Source organism: Anaerococcus sp. HMSC068A02, from assembly GCF_001811125.1.
Classification (GTDB): domain Bacteria; phylum Bacillota; class Clostridia; order Tissierellales; family Peptoniphilaceae; genus Anaerococcus; species Anaerococcus vaginalis_C.
The window spans coordinates 2,743-24,808 of record NZ_KV803774.1 but is presented as its reverse complement, the minus strand read 5'-3'; the positions used below and the strand labels follow the sequence as shown (position 1 = coordinate 24,808).

Below are 22,066 nucleotides of genomic sequence, written 5' to 3'. Positions count from 1 at the left end.
TGCTTTTAATGCTTCTGGTAATTCTACTCCTTTTGTTCCACTTACGTATTCGTATGTTACTTTGTGTTCGTTTGGTTTGAATTTCCATTCGCCTTCGAATTTTACATCGGCTCCGTTTACTTTTGCGTCAACATCTTTTGTATCTGGATTTTGATCTTTGTAGCCTTCGAATTTCCATGTTCCATCGTTTTCTGTATCTTCTACTGTTGTTTGTTTTGGAGCAGTAGGAGTTACAACGCTGCCATCTTCAGCTGTTTTATCTTCTGGAAGTTGAGCATCAACTGCTGCTTTTACTTCAGCTGGCATTTCTTTTATTGGAGAATCTTTGGCAACTTTAAATTCGTGCCTTACGTTAAATTCATTAGGTTGATCTTTTACAAAATTAGCTTTGAATGTAAGTGGTTCTGTGATTACTGCTTGTTTTAATTGTTCTTCAGTAATTTTTTCTCCAGCCGGAATTTTTGTTCCATCATTTAATGTGATTTCTTTATCTGCTGTCCAGTGGCTAAATTTATATCCTTCTTTTGCTTTTGTGTCGATTCCTTTTGGATTTGATTTAAGTTCGACTTCTTCTTTTGTATTATCTACAAAGTTTTCACCTTCCTTAACTTGTCCATTACCATCAGTTGTGTAATTGATGATAGGAGCCCAGATAGCATAGATATAATTATTTGTGCTTTCATCTAAACTAGTTACAGTAACTTCATCATCTTTTTGGAATTCAGCTTTTGTTGCGTTTTTATCTCTATTCCATCCCTTAAATACATAACCTTCACGGGTGTAATTAATTTTTTCGCCTTCGCCGTTTCCTAAGACTTTATGAGAATCATTTGTAATGATTTCTTCAACTACATATTGGTCGCCAACTCCACCGTTTGCATCATAGGTTACTTTTGTAGTTGGTAGATCTGGAATTTCTTTCCATTGAGCATATAAAGTTTTACTTTTATCCATTAGGACAGTTTCGCTTGGTAGAATTAGTCCGCTAGAACCATCTTTTGTTTCACTCCAACCTACGAAAACTTTTTTGCCACCATTTACTTTAACATTTCCTACATCTGTTGCTTGTGCTTTGGCATCTTTGATATAAGAGTTTGAATCTGTTGGAGCTTTTCCTTCAACTTTGTCAGTAGCCGGTAAGTTCAAATCATATTTTAATTCTAAATAATCATATTTCCACTTAGCATATAAGTGAGTATCATTATTTTTAATTGGTTTGTGAAGATTTGCTTTTACAAATCTACCATTTTTATTTTTCTCATACCAACCCAAAAATTCTGTTGCGTCTTTTGGCTTAACTGGTTGAGGGAAATTCTCTTCGCTAACTTTGGCATCTTTATATTTTCCATCATAAAGAGTGTCATCTTCAGGAATTTCTGTTATTTTTTCTATATCTTTTTTATAGTCATCTTGGTTGGTGTGGAAGGTTACTTCGTATTGACGAGAATCCCATTTTGCATAGACTGTAATGTCATGAGCAGGCATTTTTGCTCCATCTTCATGTTTGTGTTCTACGCTAAATGATGAGTCTTCATACCAACCCATAAATACTTGATTAGGATTGTCAGGATTTTTGGTTTCTCCTATTTTATAATCAAGTCCAAAATCGCTTGTATCAGCTTCATATTTGTAAGGATTTGAAGCTAATTTCTTATTTCCAGAGTAATAAATTATATTATAAGTTTTGCGTTCGTAGAATAAGAAACCTACATAAGAACCATTATCTATATATTTTGTTCCTGTGTAATTAAAATATCCACCATAACCTTTTGGAGTAAACATATAATCTCTAAAGGCAGGATTATTTACATTTACTGATTGCAAACCATCAGCTGACATATCTCCAGTTTTAGGTTGGAATCCTTTTATGTCATCTACATGGTCAGTCTCATCTACCCAAGTATTTGTTTTACTAGCCCACATACCATCACTAGGTTCAAATACTCTGTAATTTCTTCCGTAGTAAGTGACATAATGTTCTGTATTTTCGAATTTTACTCTATCGCCTATTTCTTTCATGGTGCCAAGAGTAGCTTTCAATTGGTCTAGTGATCCGCTATTTATTTGTGCATTAAATTTACTTGGATCCCATTCAACAAAACGCAATTGGAATCCTTGACCTTTAGCATAAACTCTATACATATAAACATCTTTATCACCCATTACCGGGGCTTTAGTATAGAAAGATCCTATGCTTTTATCCTTGTAATAAATATAATCTTTATTTAGCTTGTCAAACCATGTTTCAGAACTTTGACCGTAACGCAAATCTACGTGAATATTTCCGTTTTCATCTGTAGCATTGACCCAATTAGCTTGATAATAACTAGTTCCACTTGCATTTTTATAGACCCATATAGTATGAACATTTCTATCCATATAGACAGGCACAACTGTACTGCCATCAGCTTTTATTGTTTCAAAAGCTTGTTTTGTTTTTTCTTCGTTTAAATGGAAGCCTAAATAATCTAGGGTTTGAGGATTAGTATAGGTGTGATCCATTTGTCCATTTTCGTCTTTACTGTTGTAGCTATCATTAAATCTACCATCTTTTTCTGTTAGCTTAGCAATATCTTCAACTATTGGACCAGATGGAGCAACTTTAGGATCTGGATTTTCACTTCCTTTAAAAGGTAGGCTTGTTTTTTCTCCATTAAGTCCTCTTGCTGATATTATTTCATGGAAAGTGTAGCCATCATCATTTATATTTTGGACCATAACTTTAAATTTATAGTCAACTACAACTGGTTTCCATACAGCATAAACATTAATGTCTTTGTCTAACACTAGAGTATTAAGATCAACAGGATCTCCATCTTCTGTCAAAGACCAATGGCTAAATTCATAGCCTGCTCTTGTAGGTTTTTCTGGCATTTTGTCAAGCTTGCCACCATCATCTGCAAGTATTTGATCTTGGAAGCTTGCGCCGTCTCCTGTTATAAATGTTGCCTTGTGTTTAAACTCTGTAATCGCATAAAGTTTAATGTCAGTTTTTCCTGCTGCAATATCTTTTTTCAATGATTCCTCATCATAAACACCAGATTTTCCGTCTTTAGTTTCTGACCAATTTACGAAGTATTTATTAGCATCATAAATTGTAGGATCTACTGGTAATTTATAAGAACTAGCATCAGTGATGGTGTCAGTCATATAAACTCTATCATTTGTACTGCCACTTATGTAGTAAGTTATTACTACTTGGTTTTTGAAAACTGGGTAAACATTAATTATTTTTTGTCGTTACCTTTAATTTCTATTGGCGTATCAAATTTAATATCGTTACCTTCTTCATCTTGCCATTTTAATAAAACTTTATCTTTGTCTTTAAATACATGGCCAGGATCAGAAATTGATTTTTTATCAAGAACGATTTGTTTTTGTATTTCTTTAGCTGAATCTTTGTTTTCTATTGTGTCATTATAGAAATGATACTCATTGATTCCTTGTTTTGGAGATATTATATTAGCATAACCTAATTTAATACCAGCTAAAACTACAAAAGCAATAGCGATTAATACAGAAAACAAAATCTTTCTTGGATTTTTATTCTCCCTTCTCATAATTCTCCTCTTTTTCATTAGCATAAATCACAAATACAAGTCAAATTTGTGTTTCAGCTAGTTTTTGTAAACGTTTTTCAAAAACATTTAACGTGCAACAATCCTACAAATTTTAAATGAACTGATTGCTACCCCCCCCGTATAAATATACTTGTTTTTGAATATTTTTTTACAAGAATTTTTTTAAAAAATTTATTAGCTTGTAAAAAATTATTATATTTTGTTCATTTACAAAATTATATCATATTTTTAAACTTTTTTATACTAGATAATTACCTTATTAAAATATTTTTTTGCTTATTATAGTATTGTTAATAAATATAAATCAATTGTAAATTATAATCTTTAAATTTCAAAAAACTTTTTTTATTTTAATGCTTAAAAAATTATAAATTTAATTTTAAAAATAAAAAAACTCTTGCAAAACAATATTATTGTCTTGCAAGAGCAAATTTTTTATTAATATCCCATTGGCATTTGTGGTGGCATTTCTGGTTTTTCTTCTTTTATATCTGCCACAGCTGCTTCTGTTGTTAAAATCATGCTTGCTATACTTACTGCATTTTCTAGGGCTGATCTTGTTACTTTTGTTGGTTCTACGATTCCTTTTTCAAACATATTTACGTATTCATCATCGTAGGCATCGTAGCCGTTGTTTTTGTCTGATTTTTTTACATTTTCTAGTACAACTGATCCGTCCATTCCAGCATTTTCTACGATTTGTCTTAGTGGTGCTTCTAGAGCTTTTTCTATTATTTTTGCTCCTGTTTTTTCGTCATTTTCTAATTTTTCTTCTAAAGCTTCTACTTTTTTGATTGCTTCTATTAGAACCGTTCCACCACCTGCAACTATTCCTTCTTCTACTGCGGCTCTTGTTGCTGATAGGGCATCTTCGATTCTGTATTTTTTATCTTGCATTTCTGTTTCTGTTGCAGCTCCTACGTTTATTACTGCAACTCCGCCTGCAAGTTTTGCTACTCTTTCTTGGTATTTTTCTTTGTCGTATTCTGAGTCACTTGCTTCGATTTGACCTTTGATTTTTTCTACTCTTTCAGCCAAGGCTTCTTTGTCGCCTTTTCCTTCTACAATTACTGTGTGGTCTTTGTCAACTTTTACTTTTTTAGCTGAACCAAGATCTTCAATTGTAGCTTCTTTTAATTCCATTGATAAGTCTTCTGAAATTACTTTTGAACCTGTAAGAATTGCTATATCTTGAAGCATTTCTTTTCTTCTATCGCCATAGCCTGGTGCTTTTACTGCAACTACGTTGAAAGTTCCTCTTAGTTTATTTAATACTAATGTTGTTAAAGCTTCTCCATCTACATCATCTGCAATTATTAATAGTGGTTTTGATGATTGAACAATTTCTTCAAGTAGTGGTAAGATTTCTTGAATATTTGAAATTTTCTTGTCTGTTACAAGTATATATGGATCGTCAAGGTCTGCTACCATTTTTTCATTGTCTGTTGCCATGTATGGGGACAAATATCCCTTGTCAAATTGCATTCCTTCTACTACATCAAGGTAGGTGTCTGTTGTTTTGGATTCTTCTACTGTGATTACTCCATCATTTCCTACTTTTTCCATAGCATCTGCAATAAATTTACCAATTTCTGGATCTGCTGATGAGATTGTTCCTACTTGTTCAATTGCTTTTTTATCTTCTACTTCTTTTGAAGATTCTTTGATGTAAGAAACAACTTCACTACTTGCTTTTTTAAGTCCCTTATTTAAAACTACTGGATTTGCTCCTGCAGCCAAATTTTTAAGTCCTTCTTTTATAATTGCTTGGGCAAGGACTGTTGCAGTTGTTGTTCCATCTCCTGCTACGTCATTTGTTTTTGTTGCAACTTCTTTTACAAGTTGAGCTCCCATATTTTCAAACCTATCTTCAAGTTCTATTTCTTGGGCAATTGTTACACCATCGTTTGTGATTGTTGGTGCTCCGTAAGATTTATCTAAAACTACATTTCTTCCTTTTGGTCCTAGAGTAACTTTTACAGCATTTGCTAATTTATCAATTCCTCTTTCAAGACCATCTCTTGCACTTTTTCCATAATTTATATCTTTTGCCATAATTTTCTCCTATTCTACTACTGCTAATACGTCTTTGTATGCTAATACTACGTAATTTTCGCCGTCTATTTTTACATCAGTTCCTGCATATTGGGAATAAATAACCTTATCTCCTTCTTTTAAGGAATCTTTTTTGTCTTTATCGTTTAAAATATCACTACTAATTGCAACAACTTCTGCGTATTGTGGTTTTTCTTGGGCAGATTCTGGTAAAACTATGCCAGATTGGGTTTTCTTTTCTGCTTCTAATTTTTTTATAACTACTCTTTCACCGATTGGTTTTAAGTTCATTTTATTTCCTCCTTTTAGCACTCTTTATCTTTGACTGCTAAGCTCTAATTTAAATATACAAGTAATTTAAAATAATGCAAGTTTTATTTGCCGATTGAATTTTCTCTGCCATAATAGAACAAATATTGTTGGACATAACCTGCATTTTCCCCAAAATATTTGTCGGCATAGGCAGAAATTTGTTTTTTTGGAACTTCTTCTTTTATAAATAAAAATTCCATAACTCTTTTTATCCAAACATCAACCGGAAAAGTTTCTCTTTTGTGAAAGGCAAAAAGCAAAATACAATCGGCAACTTTTGGTCCAACTCCTGGGAGTTCTTGGAGTTTTTTCCTTAAATCTTCTGTAGGCATTTTTATATCTTTTTCAAAGTCAAAAAATCCCTCATTGATTATATTTGCCGTTTCAACTATCCTTTTATCACGAAAACCAACCCTTGCCTTTTCTCTTAAATCTTCTGGCCTTGCCTTGGATAGTTGTTCAGGACTTGGGAAAGAATAATATTTTCTTCCTTTATATTCTCCAATATAATCTCCATACATTTCAGAAATTATTCTCACAGCTTTTTTAATTCTAGGGATTTGGTTGTTGGCTGAAATTATAAAAGAAATTAGGGTTTCAAAAAATTCTTGATTTAAAATCCTAATTCCCGCCCCATATTCTGTAGCCTCTTTTAAAATTTCATCTACAGAAATTTTTTCTTTTATTTTTCCATAATCTACACCAAGGTCAAAATAATCGTAGAAAATATCATAAAATTCTTCTTCACTTACATTGTCTATAATTATCTTGTCGTCTTCTTTTTTGAGATTTATAATTTTTCCCAAAAAAACTGCAGTAAATGATCCATCTTCTTCCTCAAAAAAATTAAAACATTGGCCGCAGGTAAAAATATCTTTCGGGTCAAAAGATTCATGGTAAAAAATCAATTGCCCCTTTTCATTTTTTAAATTTAATTTATTTTTATTTTCTTCTATATATCTATTCATTTTTTTCCTTACTTTATTCTTAGGGCATGGACTGCAAGTCTTTGGTCCTTATAATCGTATTGGCAAGTTGATAGGGTAATTATGGTATCATCTTCCTTAAAATCACGAGTTTCAAGTTCATTTTCAGAATTTGATTTTAACTTGTCAAAATATTTAAGTTTTTCCTCTTTATCTTCAAAATCCAAAGTCCTATAATCATAATTTGATGGAATACCATAAGCTGCAAAAACTTGATATTCTCTTAAACCTTCATTTGTTGTAATATATATTGTTCTGTGGCTTTGAGCAAAATCATTTTTTCTATATCCATCAAGACCTGTAAACATTGATTTTATATCATCCAAATGATGTCCATATATTACACTATTGTCATCATTCATTTTAGGATCATTCATATAATCCATAAAAATAGAACCAGCTATATCATAATTTTTATCTATACCCTTTCTTAAATAAAAATTATTGTCCTTAGCTTGAAAAATCGGATAAGAAATATAAGTTCCTGGAATTTCCAAAAAAGCAACAATATCAGAATTTTCTTTTTGCAATTTTTTCAAAATAGCCATATACTTCTTTTCTAATTTTTCAAAATCATCTAAATTATCATTTGAGTCATTTTTACTTTGATCTTTCTCAACATTTTTTACTATATCTGATATATGTTTGTTATTTTTATAATTTTTATAATAGTCATATCCCCTTCTACCAAGAAGAAATAAACATACAATTATAACTATAACAAGAATAAGCCTTATAAATTTTAAAATCTTATCTTTCATTTTTTCACCTTTAAAACTTCCTTTCTATTAGTATAATAATATAAAATGGAAAAATTTTGAAATTTATTTTAAGGAGAATATATGTCAGAATATAAATTGTTTGTAGGAACAGCTTGTCCTCACTGCAGGAAAGTTGAAAATTTTATGGAAGAAAATAATATAGAAATTCAAATAGTAAATATAAATGAAGATAGAGACGCTATGAAAGAATTAATCGAAAAAGGCGGCAAAAGACAAGTGCCATGTCTTTTCCATGATGGAGAATACATGTACGAATCAAATGATATAATTGAATTTTTAAAAAACAAATAAATTTTTAGGCGTGTGTTTTTAATACACATCATAGCGTAAACAAATCCTCAAGCACGAATATCGGACTTCAAAAATTGTTGATTTCTAAATTCCAAAATTCTAAAATCGCAAACTCGCTAACGCTCAGACAATGCGATTTTTTCACGAATTTTAAAATTTGAAATCAAAGCAATTTTTTCCGTATGATATTCTTTGCATGAGGATTTGAACACTTTTTAACAGTTTGGCGTGTATTTTAAATGCACGTTTTTTTATATTTAAAATTTACAAAATAAAAAAAGACTTTGGGTATAAAGTTAGAAAGGAGAGTTTATGATAAAATTAATAGCAACAGATTGCGACGAAACCCTCTTATCAGACGATAAGACCATTCACAAAAGAAATATAGACGCTATAAAAAAAGCCCAAGAAATGGGAATAATAATTACAACAGCAACAGGTCGTGGCCCCTACCAACTATTTGATATACTAGAGCAAATCGATAATGTAAAAGAAGATAGATTTTCAATCCTTTGTAATGGTGGGATAATAATGGACAATGTAACAAAAAAAGTTGTAGAAGCATCCCCAATAGATTACAAAAAAGCAGTTGAAATTTCTGATTATTGCAACGAAGTAGGAGTACACTTTGAAATTTATACCGATAAACACTGCTATGTTTTTGCAAACGGAAATGAAGTAGAAGGAAATTACGACAAAAAAATCTACAAATTTGTCCAAAAAGCAAAAGATATTAAAAATCTAGATAAAGAAATAATAGTAAAAGTAATAATAAAAAATTCCAACCTAAACTATTTAATGAGCCTAGAAGAAGATATAGCAAGAATATGCAATTGGGATATTTCAATCTCCTACTCATCAGATACCTTCATGGAAATAAACAGAAAAAATGTAAACAAGGCAAAAGCCCTAGAAAAATTGTGCGCTCACTATGGGATAGGAATGGAAAACGTCCTAACAATAGGAGATAATTACAACGACAAAGAAATGCTAGAAGAAGCAGGCTATTCCGCCGCAGTCCAAAACGCCCATCTTTTATTAAAAGACATATCAAAATACACAACAAAAGCAACAAATAACCAAGGCGCAGTAGGAGAGGCAATAGAAAAATTTGTTTTTAACGAAATATAAATTTAAAAAAATAACCCAAAATCTTTTTTTGATTTTGGGTTATTTTTTACCACACAGATTTTTCTTTTAGGAAAAATTTGTAGATAGCGTATCCTATCGCTGATAATATTCCTATAGGAATTATTAAAAGTAAGATTGGGATAAGGATTAGTCCTCCTCCTATAAAAATTGGTATTAGTAGGGCAAATATTATTGAAAATATTATTTTTAATATTTTAAATCCTAGAATTATGCCTAAAGTTCCTAGGATTATTTTTATAATTTGATTTTTATCTTTCATTTTTTTACCTTTATCTAAATATGTCTTCTTTTTTTATCAAAACTTTGTATAGGAAATATATAACAAGTAAGGGTATTACTACGGATACGATTATATTTATTGCTACTCCCAAAAGTTTTAATATAATTGTTGCTATTATGGCTAATACAAAAACTCTTAGTACTTTTTCTGCTTGTTGGTTCATAATTTCCTCCTATCTTATTTTTATTATACTTGCTTTTTATATTTTTCAAGTTTTATTTTAATTTATTTAATTTTTTGATTAGATTTTATTGAATTATATTTATTTTTGTTATAAATCTTTATTTTATCTATTTTTTCAAAAATAAAAAATAGCCTAGCTGGCTATTTTTCTTTTATTGTTATTGTAAAATTTTCTTTGAATTTTTCTTTTGCTTTTAGGATATAGGGATTGTTTATTTTTTTTGTAAAACTTGGGCCGTTTAGGCAGGGTTCTAGGCACAAATAATCTCCGTGAAAATCTGTCCATATTGCAAATTCTTGGAAATTATTATTTTCTATATCAATATTGTAGTATTTGCTTTCTATGCTTGCTTTTTTTTCTTTTAAAAAATATGTTTTTTCTAAATCTATTTTTTCTAAGTCTAGATTTTTTATTTTAAAATTTTTGTCTACGTAAAAATACGGATGAAAGCCGGGAGCTATTGGCAAATTTTCCTTTGAATTATTTATTATTTCTAGTTCTACAAAAAGCGATGCATCTTCTAATTTGTATTTTATATAATAGGTGGATTTTTCGTATTCTCCCTTGCCTTCTAATTTTAATTTTACTGAATTTTCAGTTTTTTCTTCTATATCCCAAAACGAAATTCTTCCAAATCCATGTTGGTCTAATTTTTTTATTTCACTTTTTCCAAAATTTGGAAGGCATGGATGCATACCTCCTCTTGTTTTCAATTCATTTTTAATTTTTATAAGAAGTTTTGGGAAAAATATAGGCTTTTTTTCTTTGGTAAATTTTTCTATGTAAGCCCCATATGTATTTACTGTAAGCTCCATATTTTTTTCTTTTAAATTTATTTTCATATTATTTTTTCTTACAAAAAAGACCAAGCTTAAACTTGGCCTTATTTTTTATCCTCTGTGTGCAAGTTGGCCATCAAGTAGGTAAAGGCCACCGTAATTTCCATTTATTCTTTCTAATCTTGTGATTAATTTGTTGAATGTATCTTCTTCTTCGATTTGTTCATCAACATACCATTGGATAAATGAAATTACTCTTTCGTCTCCTTCATCTCTTGCAGCTTTTGCTATTTCATGAATTCTTTTTGTAACTTCTTTTTCGTGTGCTAAAGCTTGTTTTGCAACGTCTAGAAGATCTTTGAATTCTGTATTTGGTGCTTCTAGTGTTTTATAAACTGGTTTATATCCTACTTCTTGTAAGAATTTGGTCATTTTTTCTGCATGTTCAATTTCTTCTCTAACTTGATGACCATACCAATGTGCAAATCCTTCGAATTCTTCATCATCAGCATATATTTGCATTGCTTTGTATTCATAAGCTGATTGTAATTCAAAATTCATTTGTTCGTTAATCATATCTAGTAATTTTTCACTCATTATTTTCCTCCTAAATAATTATCATACAATATATATACCCCATATATCATAAAATCATTTTTTATCAATTCTTTTATTACTTCTGTTATATTTGAAGAGAATAATTCTAAGGTAATTGAAGATTTTTTTATCCCTAGTTTTTTATTTTCGACTAATTTTTTATCTTTCAAAACATTAAAAATATTTACAAGCTTGTCTTTATCGCTTATATTTGTTTGAAATGTTACAGGTATTAGACTTTTACTATTTAATTGGTCTTCATTTAAATTTTTTATCAGTAATACATCAGCCATAATTATCTCTCCTTATATAAAATTACCCAAAGTAAGATAAAAATAACATTTATTTTTCGTGTTTTTTCTCCTGCATTTCTTTAAATGAAAATACACAACCACAATAATCTTGCCTATATAAATTATATTTTTTTGAAAGGTCTATCGAATCCTTGTAGCCATTTTTCTTCTTAAAGTCTGAATACAAATATTTTATCCCATATTCTTCCTCTAATTTTTCTCCAATTTCATTAAGCCAAGTTGAATTTTTGTAGGGAGAAATCGAAAGAGTTGTCGTAAAATAATCATAAGAATTTTCTTTTGCATACTTGGCAGATTTTTCAAGCCTTAATTGGTAACACTTATAACAAGAATCTCCACCTTCGTGATCATTTTTTCGATTTTCCACAAATTTATAAAAATCTTCAGGATTATTTTCAGGAAAAATAACCTTTGAATCAAGATCCATTTCATCCACAAGCTCTTTTACAGTTTCAACTCTTTTGTTAAGCTCATTTGCTGGATAAATATTTGGATTGTAATAGTAAATATCTATATCAAAATATTCTCTCAAACGTGTTAAAACACTTGAAGAACATGGAGCACAGCAAACTTGAAGTAAAAGCCTTGGTTTTTTTTCCTCTTTTTTTATACTTTTAATTATCTCTTCCATTTTCAAATTATAATTAATTTTTCCCATAAAACCTCACAAAATTAAATTTATACAAAGATATATAAAACCAGAACCAAGCATCAAAATTATAGGGTCGATTTTTGTCTTTCTAATAGCTAAAAGCATCAAAAAAAACAGAATAACCATACTAATATCAAGATTTTCAAAAGAAATTTTATTTACATCAAAAAAAGCAGTTTTTAATATATCAATCCCAGCAGCCAAAATCATAGACACAACAGTAGGTCTCAAAAATCCCAAAACACTTTGCATCGAATCAAGCTTTCTATACTTATTATAAAAATAAGAAATAGTCCCTACAATTATAAAAGAAGGAGTCACGCAACCAAGACTTGCAACAATCGCCCCACTTAAACCATAAACCCTTGTCCCAACAAAAGATGCAGAATTAATAGCAATTGGGCCCGGAGTCATTTGACTGATTGTAATTAAATTATTAAATTCACTTATACTAAGCCAAGAATTTAAATTCACAACCTCTTCTTGAATAAGAGGAAGAGCAGCATAGCCACCTCCAAAAGAAAAAAGTCCGACCTTAAAAAAACTTATAAATAATTTAATTAGCATATTTTTTTCCTTTCAACAAAAGAGTAAATAAGACCAAATAAGATAAGTCCAGTTATAATATAAATAATATTTACATCAAAGAAAACATTCAAGACAAAAGAAATAAAAAATATTCCATAAATCAAAAATCCCTTGCCAATAATTACATCTTTTGTCATATCAATCACAACATTAATAATCAAAGCCCCAACACCTGCCTGCATTCCTTTTAAAATCAAAGCAATATATTTATTAGAAATAAAAGCATTATAAAAATAAGAAATTACAGAAATAATTACAAGAGGCGGAATAAGAGTCCCTAAAGTTGCAACCAAGGCACCAACAAAGCCAAATAATTTATAACCAACAGAAATTGATGCGTTAATAGCCACAGCCCCTGGAGCAGATTGAGCAATAGCCGTCATATCAAGCATCTCTTCCTTATTAATCCATCCCAATTTTTTTACAAAAGTAGATTCCATCAAAGATAAAATCACATAACCCCCGCCAAAAGTAAAGGCAGACAAATAAAGTGTGTGCAAAAATAATTTAAATAACTTTTTAAAATCCATACTAAGGTCCTTTCTCCTTACATTTTACTATAGATTTTTCGTAGTAAAAATTTTTGAAAATAAAAAATTTAGAATTTATCTCAAGCTAAAATAAATAAATTTATTTGATGAAAAAAATCTTATAATTTTTCCCACAAAAAAACAAGGAATAAAAATTCCTTGTTTGTAAAATTCTTCTTATCTTTTTGAGAATTGTGAAGATTTTCTTGCTTTCTTTTGACCGTATTTGTATCTTTCTTTTTTCCTTGGGTCTCTTGTAAGAAAACCTGCTCTTTTTAGAGCTTGTCTATATTCAGGATTTACTTCTAGTAAAGCTCTTGCTATAGCGTGTCTTATTGCTCCGGCTTGTCCGTTAAATCCTCCACCTTGTACATTAACTTTAATATCATAAGTTGATTCATTTTCTGTTAATTTTAATGGTGCTTTTGCTATGATTTTTAATGTATCATAAGAAAAATAATCATCAAGATCTCTTCCATTAACTTTTAATTCTCCGCTACCTGGTTTCATTGTAACTCTTGCTACTGAAGTTTTTCTTCTACCTGTAGCTTGATATATAATATCTGCCATCTAAGTCCTCCTTACTTTAAGTCCAAAACTTCTGGGTTTTGAGCTTCGTGATTGTGATTTTCACCTACATAAACCCTAAGTTTTTTGGCCATTTGTCTACCTAATTTGTTGTGTGGAAGCATACCTACTACAGCGTGTTCTACAATTCTTTCTGGATGTTTGTCCATCATATCTTGATAAGTTGTAGTTTTTAATCCACCTGCATATCCAGAATATCTTTTGTATTCTTTTTGGTATTCTTTGTTTCCAGTAAGAACGACTTTTTCAGCATTTACTACTATTACATAGTCACCTGTGTCCATGTTTGGAGTAAATGTTGGTTTGTGTTTTCCTCTAATAATTGCTGCAACTTGGCTTGCAAGTCTACCTAAAACCATGTCAGTTGCATCAACTACATACCATTTTGGTTCAATTGTTGACTTTGTTGGTACATATGTCTTTTGATTTTTCATCAAGTTCCTCCTTAAATATTTTGCCTATCTATTTTGACACCGCTCGGATAGGTGGCGGCTTTACTCGTCCTGACATTTATGAATCGCCCTCAGGATCTGCGATTATGTCAAAAGTATTTGGAACTTTTTTCATACCAAATTATAATACACCGAAATCGTGTTTTTGTCAAGCTTTTTGTCTATTTTTTCGCCTTTTTAAATTGGAATTTTTTTAATTTTATTTTTCCTTATTTTTTATTAACCAATCTTTAAATAATTCGCCTTTATCAATATTTTTTTTGTCAAAAGTTTCAAAACTACCATCTTCTTTTACCAATACCATATAAGGTACTTGATCTATTTGATATTTTTCTAATATTTCATCATAATATTTTGAGTTCCTATATTTATCTGTATCAAAATATTTTATATTTATTTCTTTTTCAGAAGTAATTTCATTGATGACTTTTACAAATAATCGACATGATGAGCAAGTTTTTCTTCCTATAAATACAAAACCTTCTAGACTTTTATCATTATTTAGGAATTGTAAGTCTGTTATTTCTTCATATTTCGAAACACTAGACTCATAATTTTTTATTTCTCTTTCTTTTTCAGCTTTCTCTTTGGCTTTCTGACTAAAAATCCCTATAAGTATAAATACTATTAAAGATAAAATAATAATCAAATTCCTTTTTTTCATTTTTTTCTCCTATCATTAATTTATATATCACAATTATTTTCAAATCGATAATTACAATATCATTATTCTCTATAATTTATACTTAATACTTTTTCAAAAATACGGGATTCGACTAAAATTTGACAACTCGGCAAACATTTTCTTTCCCCCTCCTTTGCTATTGATTATCTTAATTATATTGTCTATAATAAGATTAAAACAACGGCATATATGGTACATTTGGAGGAAAATATTTTGAAGAATTATGACTTAACAATATTAGCTAAAAAAATCAAAGAAGTTAGAAAAAATAGAAAAATTAGTCAACTAGATTTATCTATTGAAGCTAATATAGACAGAAAAACTATAAGTCGTATAGAAAATGGTATTAATGAGCCTTCTTTTTCTACTCTCTATAAAATATCATATATCTTAAATCACGATTTTATAAAAGACTATTTGAATTCTAGTCTAAAAGATTACTTGATTTTCAATGAAACTTTTGAAAAAATAATTGATAAGGTAGAAAATAAATTACCTTTTGATGATGAAGAAAAAATAATTATTTATCTCAAAGATTTTACTGATATTGAATTTATCAAAACTTCATGTAAGCAAGTTATTTTATTTCTTAAATCAATGAATGAAGACTTATCAAAATCAGAAGAAAGAGAGATTCTAATAAAAGCTTTAAATTCTTTTACTAATAAATATGATAACTTCAAAATACAATCTTTTTCTATATTTGAATTAAGAATTTTAATGGATATAGCTATGACTTATACAAACATTGATAACAAAAAATATCTTGATTTACTTAATTTTGTATATGATAAAACCAACAAAGATTCATCATTATTCCCTATTATCAGCTTAAACTTAACTAATGCTTATATAATTTTAGAAGATTATGAAAAATGTCCAGAGATAATAAATGATGCTATTTCTTATTTTTTAATTAGAAATAAAATTCCTAATCCTATTTTGTATTTCACTAGAGCTTTGTACAAAAGACTTAAAAATATGGATTATAAAGAAGACTATGACAAGGCAATTTTAATAGCAAGCCTTGCTAAAAATTATAATTTAATAAATAAATTTGAACAAGCCAAGAACTATTATGAAAAATATAATACTTGATAAAAAATAAGTTTTACCTTTTTTATTCTTTAATTTTAATTTGCCAATAAAAAAGGTAAAACTTTTTAACAAAAATACAAAATCAAATCCACTTTTACTTTTCACATAATTTTTTATAAGAATCTTTTATGTCAAAGGCATGGTTCATCGGACCTGAGCCTTTGCCCAAATCTAGCATATCCAAAAGAGCGTTTGACAAAAATTCTTTTGCCATTTTTATTGAATTTTCCATATCATAGCCTTTGGCAAGATTTGCTGCAATGGCTGATGAAAGAGTACAACCTGTCCCGTGGGTATTTGGATTATTTATTCTCTTTCCCTTAAACCAAGTGCCTTTTCCATTTTCAAACAAATAATCATTAGCATCATTTATTTTGTGTCCGCCTTTTAATAGGCAAGCACAATTGTATTTTTCAGAGATAATTTTTCCAGCTTTTTGCATATCTTTTTCATCATTTATTTTTATCCCCGATAAAATTTCGCCTTCGGGAATATTTGGTGTTATAAGATCTGCTAATGGCAAAAGTTCGTTTTTTAAAACTTTTATTGCATCATCTTTTAATAATTTTGCTCCGCTTGTTGCAACCATCACTGGGTCTATTACAATATTTTTTGCTTTTTTTTCTTTTAATTTTTCTCCTATAACTAAAATCAAATCAGAATTTGAAACCATTCCAATTTTTACGCTATCTGGGTAAATATCATCAAATATCATATCCAGCTGGTCTTTTAAAAATTGTGGGCTTGAGTCTAAAACCGACAAAACTCCCGTGGTATTTTGGGCAGTTAGGGCAGTGATTGCACTTTCTGCATACACTCCGTTTAGTGTCATAGTTTTTATATCAGCTTGAATTCCAGCTCCACCTGATGAGTCACTTCCTGCTATGGTCAATCCAATTTTCATAATATTTCCTTTCTTTTGTCAAAAATGAATATTATTTCATATTTTATTTTTCAAATAATCGTAGAAACCTAATTAATAAATCGTTTTTCTCTAATTATTTTTCTATATAAAAATAAAAAAAATTTTATATCAATTAATCTTTTTATAGATTTTTCTTTTATTATGATAGGTCAAAGGCGTAATTTTGTCAATTTTCTTTAGCCCTTTTATGGCTTTTTTGCAATTATTTCAGAGCTTTGATATAATTTAACAGAATAATATGTAAAGAAGGTTTTTTATGTTTGGAGTTTTTATTAACGCTATTTCTGTTTTGATTTTAGGTTTTTTGGGAGCAAAAGCTGGAAATCATTTTTCTGATAGATTAAAAAATGATATGATGAAATTTCTTGCAATTTTAATAATGGTTACTGGTATGAATTCTGCAAGAAAAGGAGATAGTTTAGTTGTAATTATTTCTATAGTTATCGGTTTAATTATTGGAAATTATTTAAAATTGGACGATAAATTAAATAGTTTTGCTTATTTTTTGGGCAGACTTTTTTCTGAAAATAAAAGATCTACTTTCCCAAAGGCTTTTATTAATGCTACTTTAATTTTATGTGTTGGTAGTATGGGAATTATCGGCTCAATTGAAGCTTCTGTTAATTCTAATAATGAAATTCTTTTGCTAAAGTCGATGATTGATGGTGTTACTGTATTTTTTATGGCTCAAAGTTTGGGACTTGGCGTTGCTTTTGGTGCAATTCCAATTTTGGTTTATCAAGGGCTAATAGTAATTTTATCAGGTCTTATTTCTCCAATTTTAACCAAGGAAATTCTTGATAATATTTCTGGAGTTGGTGGTCTTAGCATAATTGCTATCGGCCTTTCAATGTTGGATTTGGTTGATATTAAAATAGTAAATTCTATTCCCGCTATTTTGATTCCTATTATTTACGGACTGATTACAACTTTATTTTGATTGATTAAATTAAAAATCCTATTTTGCACTTACACAAAATAGGATTATTTTTTTATTTATTTCTCAATTTTCTATAGGTTGATGGATACAAAAGTAAAAGCATTGGGAATATTTCTAATCTTCCCAAAAGCATGGCTATGGTTAGAACAAATTTTGATAAATTTGTCATTTCGGCAAAGGTCGTTATTGGTCCAAATGCTCCAAGCCCTGGTCCTACGTTATTGAAAGTTGTTGAAACTGCTGCAAAAGCTGTTTCAAAATCATCCATATCTAATGATACTATCATAAACAAAACAATAAAGAGCATTATATATATTACCAAATATTTTAAAACAGATCTTTCTGTTTGGGCATCTACTTTTTTTCTATCCATCCTGTTTATTGTTATTTTTTTTGGATTCATGGACTCTTTTATTTGATTAATTCCACCCTTTACAAGAATCACAAATCTTGAAACCTTGAGTCCTCCCGCTGTTGAACCTGCACATCCGCCTATAAACATTAGCATTATTATTACAGATTTAGAAAATAAGGGCCAAGTTCCAAAATCTGCTGAAACATATCCTGTTGTTGTAATTATTGAAGATACAGTAAAAATAGAATTTACAAATGAATAAAAGACATCTTTATAAAGGGTAACTATATTTGCAAAAATAAGTCCTGATGCTATCAAAATAATTGCTATATACCATTTTAATTCTTCACTTTTAACTGCTTCTCTTACATTCTTTGTCACAGCATAAAAATAAATATTAAAGTTCACTCCAAAAACTGCCATCATAATCGCAAGTACCATTTCTATATATCTTGAATTATATGCACCAATCGAAATTCCTTTATTAGAAAATCCTCCCGTTCCAGCAGCTCCAAAAGCGTGAATTATTGATTCAAATAAATTCATTCCACCAAAAAGAAGAAGTATTACTGTAATTATTGTCAAAACTATATACATTCCATACAAATTTCTAGCCGTATCAGAAAGTTTTGGGGTGATTTTACCAAAAGTTGGTCCAGGGACTTCGCTTTGCATCAAAAGAGATGATTCCTTGTTTGAATTTGGCAAAATCGCCAAGGTAAATACCAAAATTCCCATACCACCAACAAAGTGGGACAAAGACCTCCAAAAAATTATAGAATGTGGCAAAAGTTCCACATTAATAGCAACTGATGCACCAGAAGTTGTAAAACCCGATACCATTTCAAAAAAAGCATCTATGTAGCCATTATAATTAGATTTTGTCAAAAACAAAGGAATAGCTCCTATCAAGGAAAACAAAACCCAAGTTGACGCAGTTATAAACATAGCCTCTTTTGTATATAGGTGGGATTTATTATCTCCTCTTTTGCTAAGAATAATTCCAAAAATTAAAGAAACAATAATAGGAATTACAAAATTGATTTTATCCGCAAAGCTTTCGCCGTAAATAAAAGCCACAATCAATGGTAAAATCAAAAGCCCTGCAAGAACTATTAAAAGTTTTCCAAGTGAATATTTTACAATTTTTAAATTCATGCCTACTCCAATATATCGTCAATTTCTTTAAAATCTTTATTTTTAGTTACAACCATAACTCTATCGCCAAGTTCAATTGTACTTTCTCCGTTTGCAACTTCGATTTTGCCACCCAAATTTTGCCTTGATATACCAACAATCAAAGTATTAGCCTTTACATTTAAATCCTTCAATTTCTTTCCAGTAACCTTAGAATTTTCAATCACAGTAAAATCAATTGCCTCAACCCTGTCATCAGACAATCTAAACAAATTAGAAATAGATTCTCCCCTAGAATTTTCCTTAGATCTCAAAAGTCTAGAAACAAAAAAAGAAGCAGATTTTTTTGGAGTAACAGTCGTATCAACATCAAGAATACCTGTAATTTTAAGAAGTTGAGTCCTATTTACTTTAGCAATGATTTTGTCAATTCCTCTTTTTTTAGCAAGAAGAGAAATCAAAATATTTTCCTCATCAATTCCAGTAAGAGCAACCACAGCATCATAATTTTCAATTCTTACCTCATCAAGAATTTCGGGATCAGAGCCATCAGCATTGATTACTTCACATTCAGGAAGTCTTTCAGAAAAATCAATCGCCCTTTCCTTATTATTTTCCAAGACAGTAACATTGAAATTTCTTTTAAGCAAAAGTTCAGAAAGATTAAGAGCAATAGAACCCCCACCAACAATCAAAACATTTTTGATAGACTTCTTATTATCAACTTGTCTTTTATAAAATTTATCAATATCTTCCCTAGGACCTGCAACATAAATTTTTTCGCCAACTTCAAGAATATGATTACCATTAGGAATAACAACCTGATCATCTTTCTCCCCAATAACAATAATCGTATTTCCCAAAAGTCCCTCAGCATTAAGATCCATCAAAGACTTATTAGCAAGTTTAGAATTTTCATCAATTTCAAGCTCAATCAAAATAACCTTAGAATCCAAGAAATTTTCCACATTAACAGCATAAGTATATTTCAAAGTCCTTTGAATTTCCTTAGCAGCATAATACTCAGGATTTACAAGCCTATCAACACCCATGGTTTTTCTCATAAATTCATCATATTTAATATATCTAGGATCACGAAGCCTAACAATAGTAGATTTAGCACCCTTTTTCTTAGCAATCATAGACGAAATCAAATTAACATCATCATTAAAAGTCATTGCAATAAAAGCATCGCACTCATCCACATTAGCCTCATCAAGAACAGCAAGATCACGACCATCGCCCAAAATCCCCATAACATCGTTTTGAGCTAACAATCTTTCCAAAACGTCCTTGTTTTTCTCTATAACTAAAATATTGTGCCCCTCATCAGAGAGCTTGCTAGTAAGATAAGAACCAACCTTACCAGCACCTACAATAATAACATTCATAAATCCTCCTAAAGGTAGAAATACCTAATAACATTGTATAATAACTAGAAAAAAAAACAAAGTAAATTTGTCAAAGTTATGGAAAATAAAAAAATATATAATTAAAAATTAAAAAATAGAAAATATTTTAACATTAGAATACAGGAAAATTAAAATAACAGATGCTTAAACTAAAAAATAAAAACTTTCGAAATCAAAAATCAATTCATTTAGATTTATCTTTACACGTAAACAAATAAATTTTCAAAATCTTTAAATATTAAAATATAAAATCCTTAACCTATCAGCTAAACATTTTAAAATACATATATAAATAGAAAATATTTAAGATCATATAGCCAATAAAAATTAAAAAATACCAAAGACATAATTATAGATAAAAATGTTCTTAGTAAAATCACATCAGAAAAATATTATCAACTCTTACCAACACGATTTATTATAGACTCATAAAAATTACAATCCAAATTCAAAAAAATTTTTTCATAAGAAAAACACCAATCAAAAGATTGGTGTTAAATCTGGTGGGCCTCCAGGGACTCGAACCCTGGACCTACCGGTTATGAGCCGGGCGCTCTAACCGACTGAGCTAGAGGCCCAAACAAAACCTTATAATTTTTAATAAAAAAATTTTATGAAATAAATTCATAATTAGGTTTGTTTTTGGTGGACCTGAGTAGACTCGAACTACCGACCTCACGCTTATCAGGCGTGCGCTCTAACCTGCTGAGCTACAGGTCCATATATAAAATTTAAATGGCAGGGGTTACAGGACTTGAACCCGTGACATCCGGTTTTGGAGACCGACGTTCTACCAACTGAACTAAACCCCTATTAAATCAAATATCCTAAAAAATAAAATAAATGATAATGTCCTATATATGAAAACAAAATAATTTTCATAAACTAGACGGGCTATTTTGGTGCCCAGAGGCGGAATCGAACCACCGACACGGGGATTTTCAGTCCCCTGCTCTACCGACTGAGCTATCTGGGCATATGGCGGAGAAGGAGGGATTTGAACCCTCGCATCCCTTTTGAAAGGATCTACTCCCTTAGCAGGGGAGCCTCTTCAGCCACTTGAGTACTTCTCCAAAAATCAATATAGAAATTGATTTTTTATTTGGCGGAGAGGAAGGGATTCGAACCCTTGTGAGCCGTAAGACTCTAACGGTTTTCAAGACCGCCCCGTTATGACCGCTTCGGTACCTCTCCATATTGTGGTGACCCATCGGAGATTCGAACTCCGGACACCTTGATTAAAAGTCAAGTGCTCTACCGACTGAGCTAATGGATCAAATTGGCTGGGATAGCAGGACTCGAACCTACGCATACCAGAGTCAAAGTCTGGTGCCTTACCGACTTGGCTATATCCCAACATGGCGCGCCTGAGAGGAGTCGAACCTCTGACA

The 22,066-nt window shown here is 30.1% G+C and carries 24 protein-coding genes and 8 tRNA genes; 4 read left to right on the top strand and 28 right to left on the bottom strand.

From position 1 onward, the window contains the following. The 6 genes from HMPREF2782_RS08660 to srtB all read right to left on the bottom strand — a co-directional run. The coding region (locus HMPREF2782_RS08660; RefSeq protein WP_261668871.1) for an InlB B-repeat-containing protein at window positions 1-3,150 on the bottom strand (3,150 nt) is incomplete at its 3' end. 77 nt (window positions 3,151-3,227) lie between these two features. After that, window positions 3,228-3,560, bottom strand: a complete 333-nt coding sequence (locus HMPREF2782_RS09735) for a hypothetical protein (protein WP_261668862.1) — start codon at window positions 3,558-3,560, stop codon at window positions 3,228-3,230. A gap of 459 nt (window positions 3,561-4,019) precedes the next feature. Beyond that, window positions 4,020-5,636 (bottom strand): chaperonin GroEL, encoded by a 1,617-nt coding sequence (gene groL / locus HMPREF2782_RS08655; protein ID WP_070642398.1) that lies wholly within the window; start codon window positions 5,634-5,636, stop codon window positions 4,020-4,022. A gap of 9 nt (window positions 5,637-5,645) precedes the next feature. After that, complete coding sequence (locus HMPREF2782_RS08650) at window positions 5,646-5,927, bottom strand: co-chaperone GroES (protein ID WP_070642395.1); 282 nt, start codon at window positions 5,925-5,927, stop codon at window positions 5,646-5,648. An 83-nt stretch (window positions 5,928-6,010) separates the two neighbouring features. Continuing rightward, window positions 6,011-6,916, bottom strand: a complete 906-nt coding sequence (locus HMPREF2782_RS08645) for a DNA-3-methyladenine glycosylase family protein (protein WP_070642392.1) — start codon at window positions 6,914-6,916, stop codon at window positions 6,011-6,013. Between the two features lie 8 nt (window positions 6,917-6,924). Next, window positions 6,925-7,695 carry a class B sortase gene (gene srtB / locus HMPREF2782_RS08640; RefSeq protein ID WP_070642390.1) on the bottom strand — a complete coding sequence of 257 codons (771 nt, stop codon included), beginning with the start codon at window positions 7,693-7,695 and terminating at the stop codon, window positions 6,925-6,927. Window positions 7,696-7,776: 81 nt separating this feature from the next. On the opposite strand from srtB, the gene HMPREF2782_RS08635 reads away from it, so the two are divergent. Both HMPREF2782_RS08635 and HMPREF2782_RS08630 read left to right on the top strand, forming a co-directional pair. After that, window positions 7,777-8,007, top strand: a complete 231-nt coding sequence (locus HMPREF2782_RS08635) for a glutaredoxin family protein (RefSeq protein ID WP_004837992.1) — start codon at window positions 7,777-7,779, stop codon at window positions 8,005-8,007. Between the two features lie 312 nt (window positions 8,008-8,319). Beyond that, a complete protein-coding gene (locus HMPREF2782_RS08630) occupies window positions 8,320-9,138 on the top strand; it encodes a Cof-type HAD-IIB family hydrolase (RefSeq protein WP_070642388.1) in 819 nt (272 codons plus the stop codon). A 46-nt stretch (window positions 9,139-9,184) separates the two neighbouring features. Here the strand turns inward: HMPREF2782_RS08630 and HMPREF2782_RS08625 are convergent, their stop codons facing one another. The 11 genes from HMPREF2782_RS08625 to HMPREF2782_RS08580 form a co-directional block, all read right to left on the bottom strand. Then, window positions 9,185-9,418 (bottom strand): hypothetical protein, encoded by a 234-nt coding sequence (locus tag HMPREF2782_RS08625; protein ID WP_070642386.1) that lies wholly within the window; start codon window positions 9,416-9,418, stop codon window positions 9,185-9,187. A gap of 10 nt (window positions 9,419-9,428) precedes the next feature. Further along, a complete protein-coding gene (locus HMPREF2782_RS09540; RefSeq protein ID WP_180363000.1) occupies window positions 9,429-9,602 on the bottom strand; it encodes a hypothetical protein in 174 nt (57 codons plus the stop codon). Window positions 9,603-9,763: 161 nt separating this feature from the next. After that, complete coding sequence (locus tag HMPREF2782_RS08620; RefSeq protein WP_070642383.1) at window positions 9,764-10,465, bottom strand: aldose epimerase family protein; 702 nt, start codon at window positions 10,463-10,465, stop codon at window positions 9,764-9,766. A gap of 48 nt (window positions 10,466-10,513) precedes the next feature. Continuing rightward, window positions 10,514-10,999, bottom strand: a complete 486-nt coding sequence (locus HMPREF2782_RS08615) for a ferritin (RefSeq protein WP_070642380.1) — start codon at window positions 10,997-10,999, stop codon at window positions 10,514-10,516. Further along, window positions 10,999-11,292: a hypothetical protein gene (locus tag HMPREF2782_RS08610; protein WP_004837984.1), complete on the bottom strand. Its 294-nt coding sequence runs from the start codon at window positions 11,290-11,292 to the stop codon at window positions 10,999-11,001. Before HMPREF2782_RS08610 ends, HMPREF2782_RS08615 begins: the two co-directional genes overlap by 1 nt. Window positions 11,293-11,341: 49 nt before the next feature. After that, window positions 11,342-11,971, bottom strand: a complete 630-nt coding sequence (locus tag HMPREF2782_RS08605; protein WP_070642378.1) for an epoxyqueuosine reductase QueH — start codon at window positions 11,969-11,971, stop codon at window positions 11,342-11,344. Window positions 11,972-11,977: 6 nt separating this feature from the next. After that, window positions 11,978-12,532: a chromate transporter gene (locus tag HMPREF2782_RS08600; protein WP_070642375.1), complete on the bottom strand. Its 555-nt coding sequence runs from the start codon at window positions 12,530-12,532 to the stop codon at window positions 11,978-11,980. Next, on the bottom strand, window positions 12,526-13,083 hold the full coding sequence (locus HMPREF2782_RS08595; protein ID WP_019118296.1) for a chromate transporter: 558 nt from the start codon (window positions 13,081-13,083) through the stop codon (window positions 12,526-12,528). Before HMPREF2782_RS08595 ends, HMPREF2782_RS08600 begins: the two co-directional genes overlap by 7 nt. Window positions 13,084-13,260: 177 nt before the next feature. After that, the gene (gene rpsI, locus HMPREF2782_RS08590) at window positions 13,261-13,653 is read right to left on the bottom strand and encodes a 30S ribosomal protein S9 (protein WP_070642373.1); all 393 of its coding nucleotides are present in this window, start codon (window positions 13,651-13,653) and stop codon (window positions 13,261-13,263) included. An 11-nt stretch (window positions 13,654-13,664) separates the two neighbouring features. Beyond that, a complete protein-coding gene (gene rplM, locus HMPREF2782_RS08585; RefSeq protein ID WP_004837978.1) occupies window positions 13,665-14,105 on the bottom strand; it encodes a 50S ribosomal protein L13 in 441 nt (146 codons plus the stop codon). A 217-nt stretch (window positions 14,106-14,322) separates the two neighbouring features. Further along, complete coding sequence (locus HMPREF2782_RS08580; protein WP_070642370.1) at window positions 14,323-14,787, bottom strand: DUF6568 family protein; 465 nt, start codon at window positions 14,785-14,787, stop codon at window positions 14,323-14,325. A 234-nt stretch (window positions 14,788-15,021) separates the two neighbouring features. On the opposite strand from HMPREF2782_RS08580, the gene HMPREF2782_RS08575 reads away from it, so the two are divergent. Further along, the gene (locus HMPREF2782_RS08575) at window positions 15,022-15,906 is read left to right on the top strand and encodes a helix-turn-helix domain-containing protein (RefSeq protein WP_261668847.1); all 885 of its coding nucleotides are present in this window, start codon (window positions 15,022-15,024) and stop codon (window positions 15,904-15,906) included. Window positions 15,907-16,000: 94 nt separating this feature from the next. On the opposite strand, the gene thiD is transcribed toward HMPREF2782_RS08575, so the two are convergent. After that, window positions 16,001-16,810 carry a bifunctional hydroxymethylpyrimidine kinase/phosphomethylpyrimidine kinase gene (gene thiD, locus HMPREF2782_RS08570; protein WP_070642366.1) on the bottom strand — a complete coding sequence of 270 codons (810 nt, stop codon included), beginning with the start codon at window positions 16,808-16,810 and terminating at the stop codon, window positions 16,001-16,003. Between the two features lie 277 nt (window positions 16,811-17,087). On the opposite strand from thiD, the gene HMPREF2782_RS08565 reads away from it, so the two are divergent. Next, window positions 17,088-17,771 (top strand): DUF554 domain-containing protein, encoded by a 684-nt coding sequence (locus tag HMPREF2782_RS08565; protein WP_019118299.1) that lies wholly within the window; start codon window positions 17,088-17,090, stop codon window positions 17,769-17,771. Between the two features lie 52 nt (window positions 17,772-17,823). Here the strand turns inward: HMPREF2782_RS08565 and HMPREF2782_RS08560 are convergent, their stop codons facing one another. The 10 genes from HMPREF2782_RS08560 to HMPREF2782_RS08515 form a co-directional block, all read right to left on the bottom strand. Then, window positions 17,824-19,284: a TrkH family potassium uptake protein gene (locus HMPREF2782_RS08560; RefSeq protein ID WP_070642365.1), complete on the bottom strand. Its 1,461-nt coding sequence runs from the start codon at window positions 19,282-19,284 to the stop codon at window positions 17,824-17,826. A gap of 2 nt (window positions 19,285-19,286) precedes the next feature. Further along, complete coding sequence (gene trkA / locus HMPREF2782_RS08555; RefSeq protein WP_070642363.1) at window positions 19,287-20,654, bottom strand: Trk system potassium transporter TrkA; 1,368 nt, start codon at window positions 20,652-20,654, stop codon at window positions 19,287-19,289. Between the two features lie 522 nt (window positions 20,655-21,176). Beyond that, window positions 21,177-21,253, bottom strand: a tRNA-Ile gene (locus HMPREF2782_RS08550). Window positions 21,254-21,318: 65 nt separating this feature from the next. Further along, window positions 21,319-21,395: transfer RNA gene (locus HMPREF2782_RS08545), tRNA-Ile, on the bottom strand. 16 nt (window positions 21,396-21,411) lie between these two features. Beyond that, a tRNA-Trp gene (locus HMPREF2782_RS08540) sits at window positions 21,412-21,487 on the bottom strand. 88 nt (window positions 21,488-21,575) lie between these two features. Continuing rightward, window positions 21,576-21,651: transfer RNA gene (locus HMPREF2782_RS08535), tRNA-Phe, on the bottom strand. A 3-nt stretch (window positions 21,652-21,654) separates the two neighbouring features. Then, window positions 21,655-21,748 (bottom strand) — tRNA-Ser (locus tag HMPREF2782_RS08530). A 30-nt stretch (window positions 21,749-21,778) separates the two neighbouring features. Further along, window positions 21,779-21,869 (bottom strand) — tRNA-Ser (locus tag HMPREF2782_RS08525). Between the two features lie 6 nt (window positions 21,870-21,875). Beyond that, window positions 21,876-21,951, bottom strand: a tRNA-Lys gene (locus HMPREF2782_RS08520). A gap of 4 nt (window positions 21,952-21,955) precedes the next feature. Next, window positions 21,956-22,031 (bottom strand) — tRNA-Gln (locus HMPREF2782_RS08515). Between the last annotated feature and the right edge of the window lie 35 nt (window positions 22,032-22,066).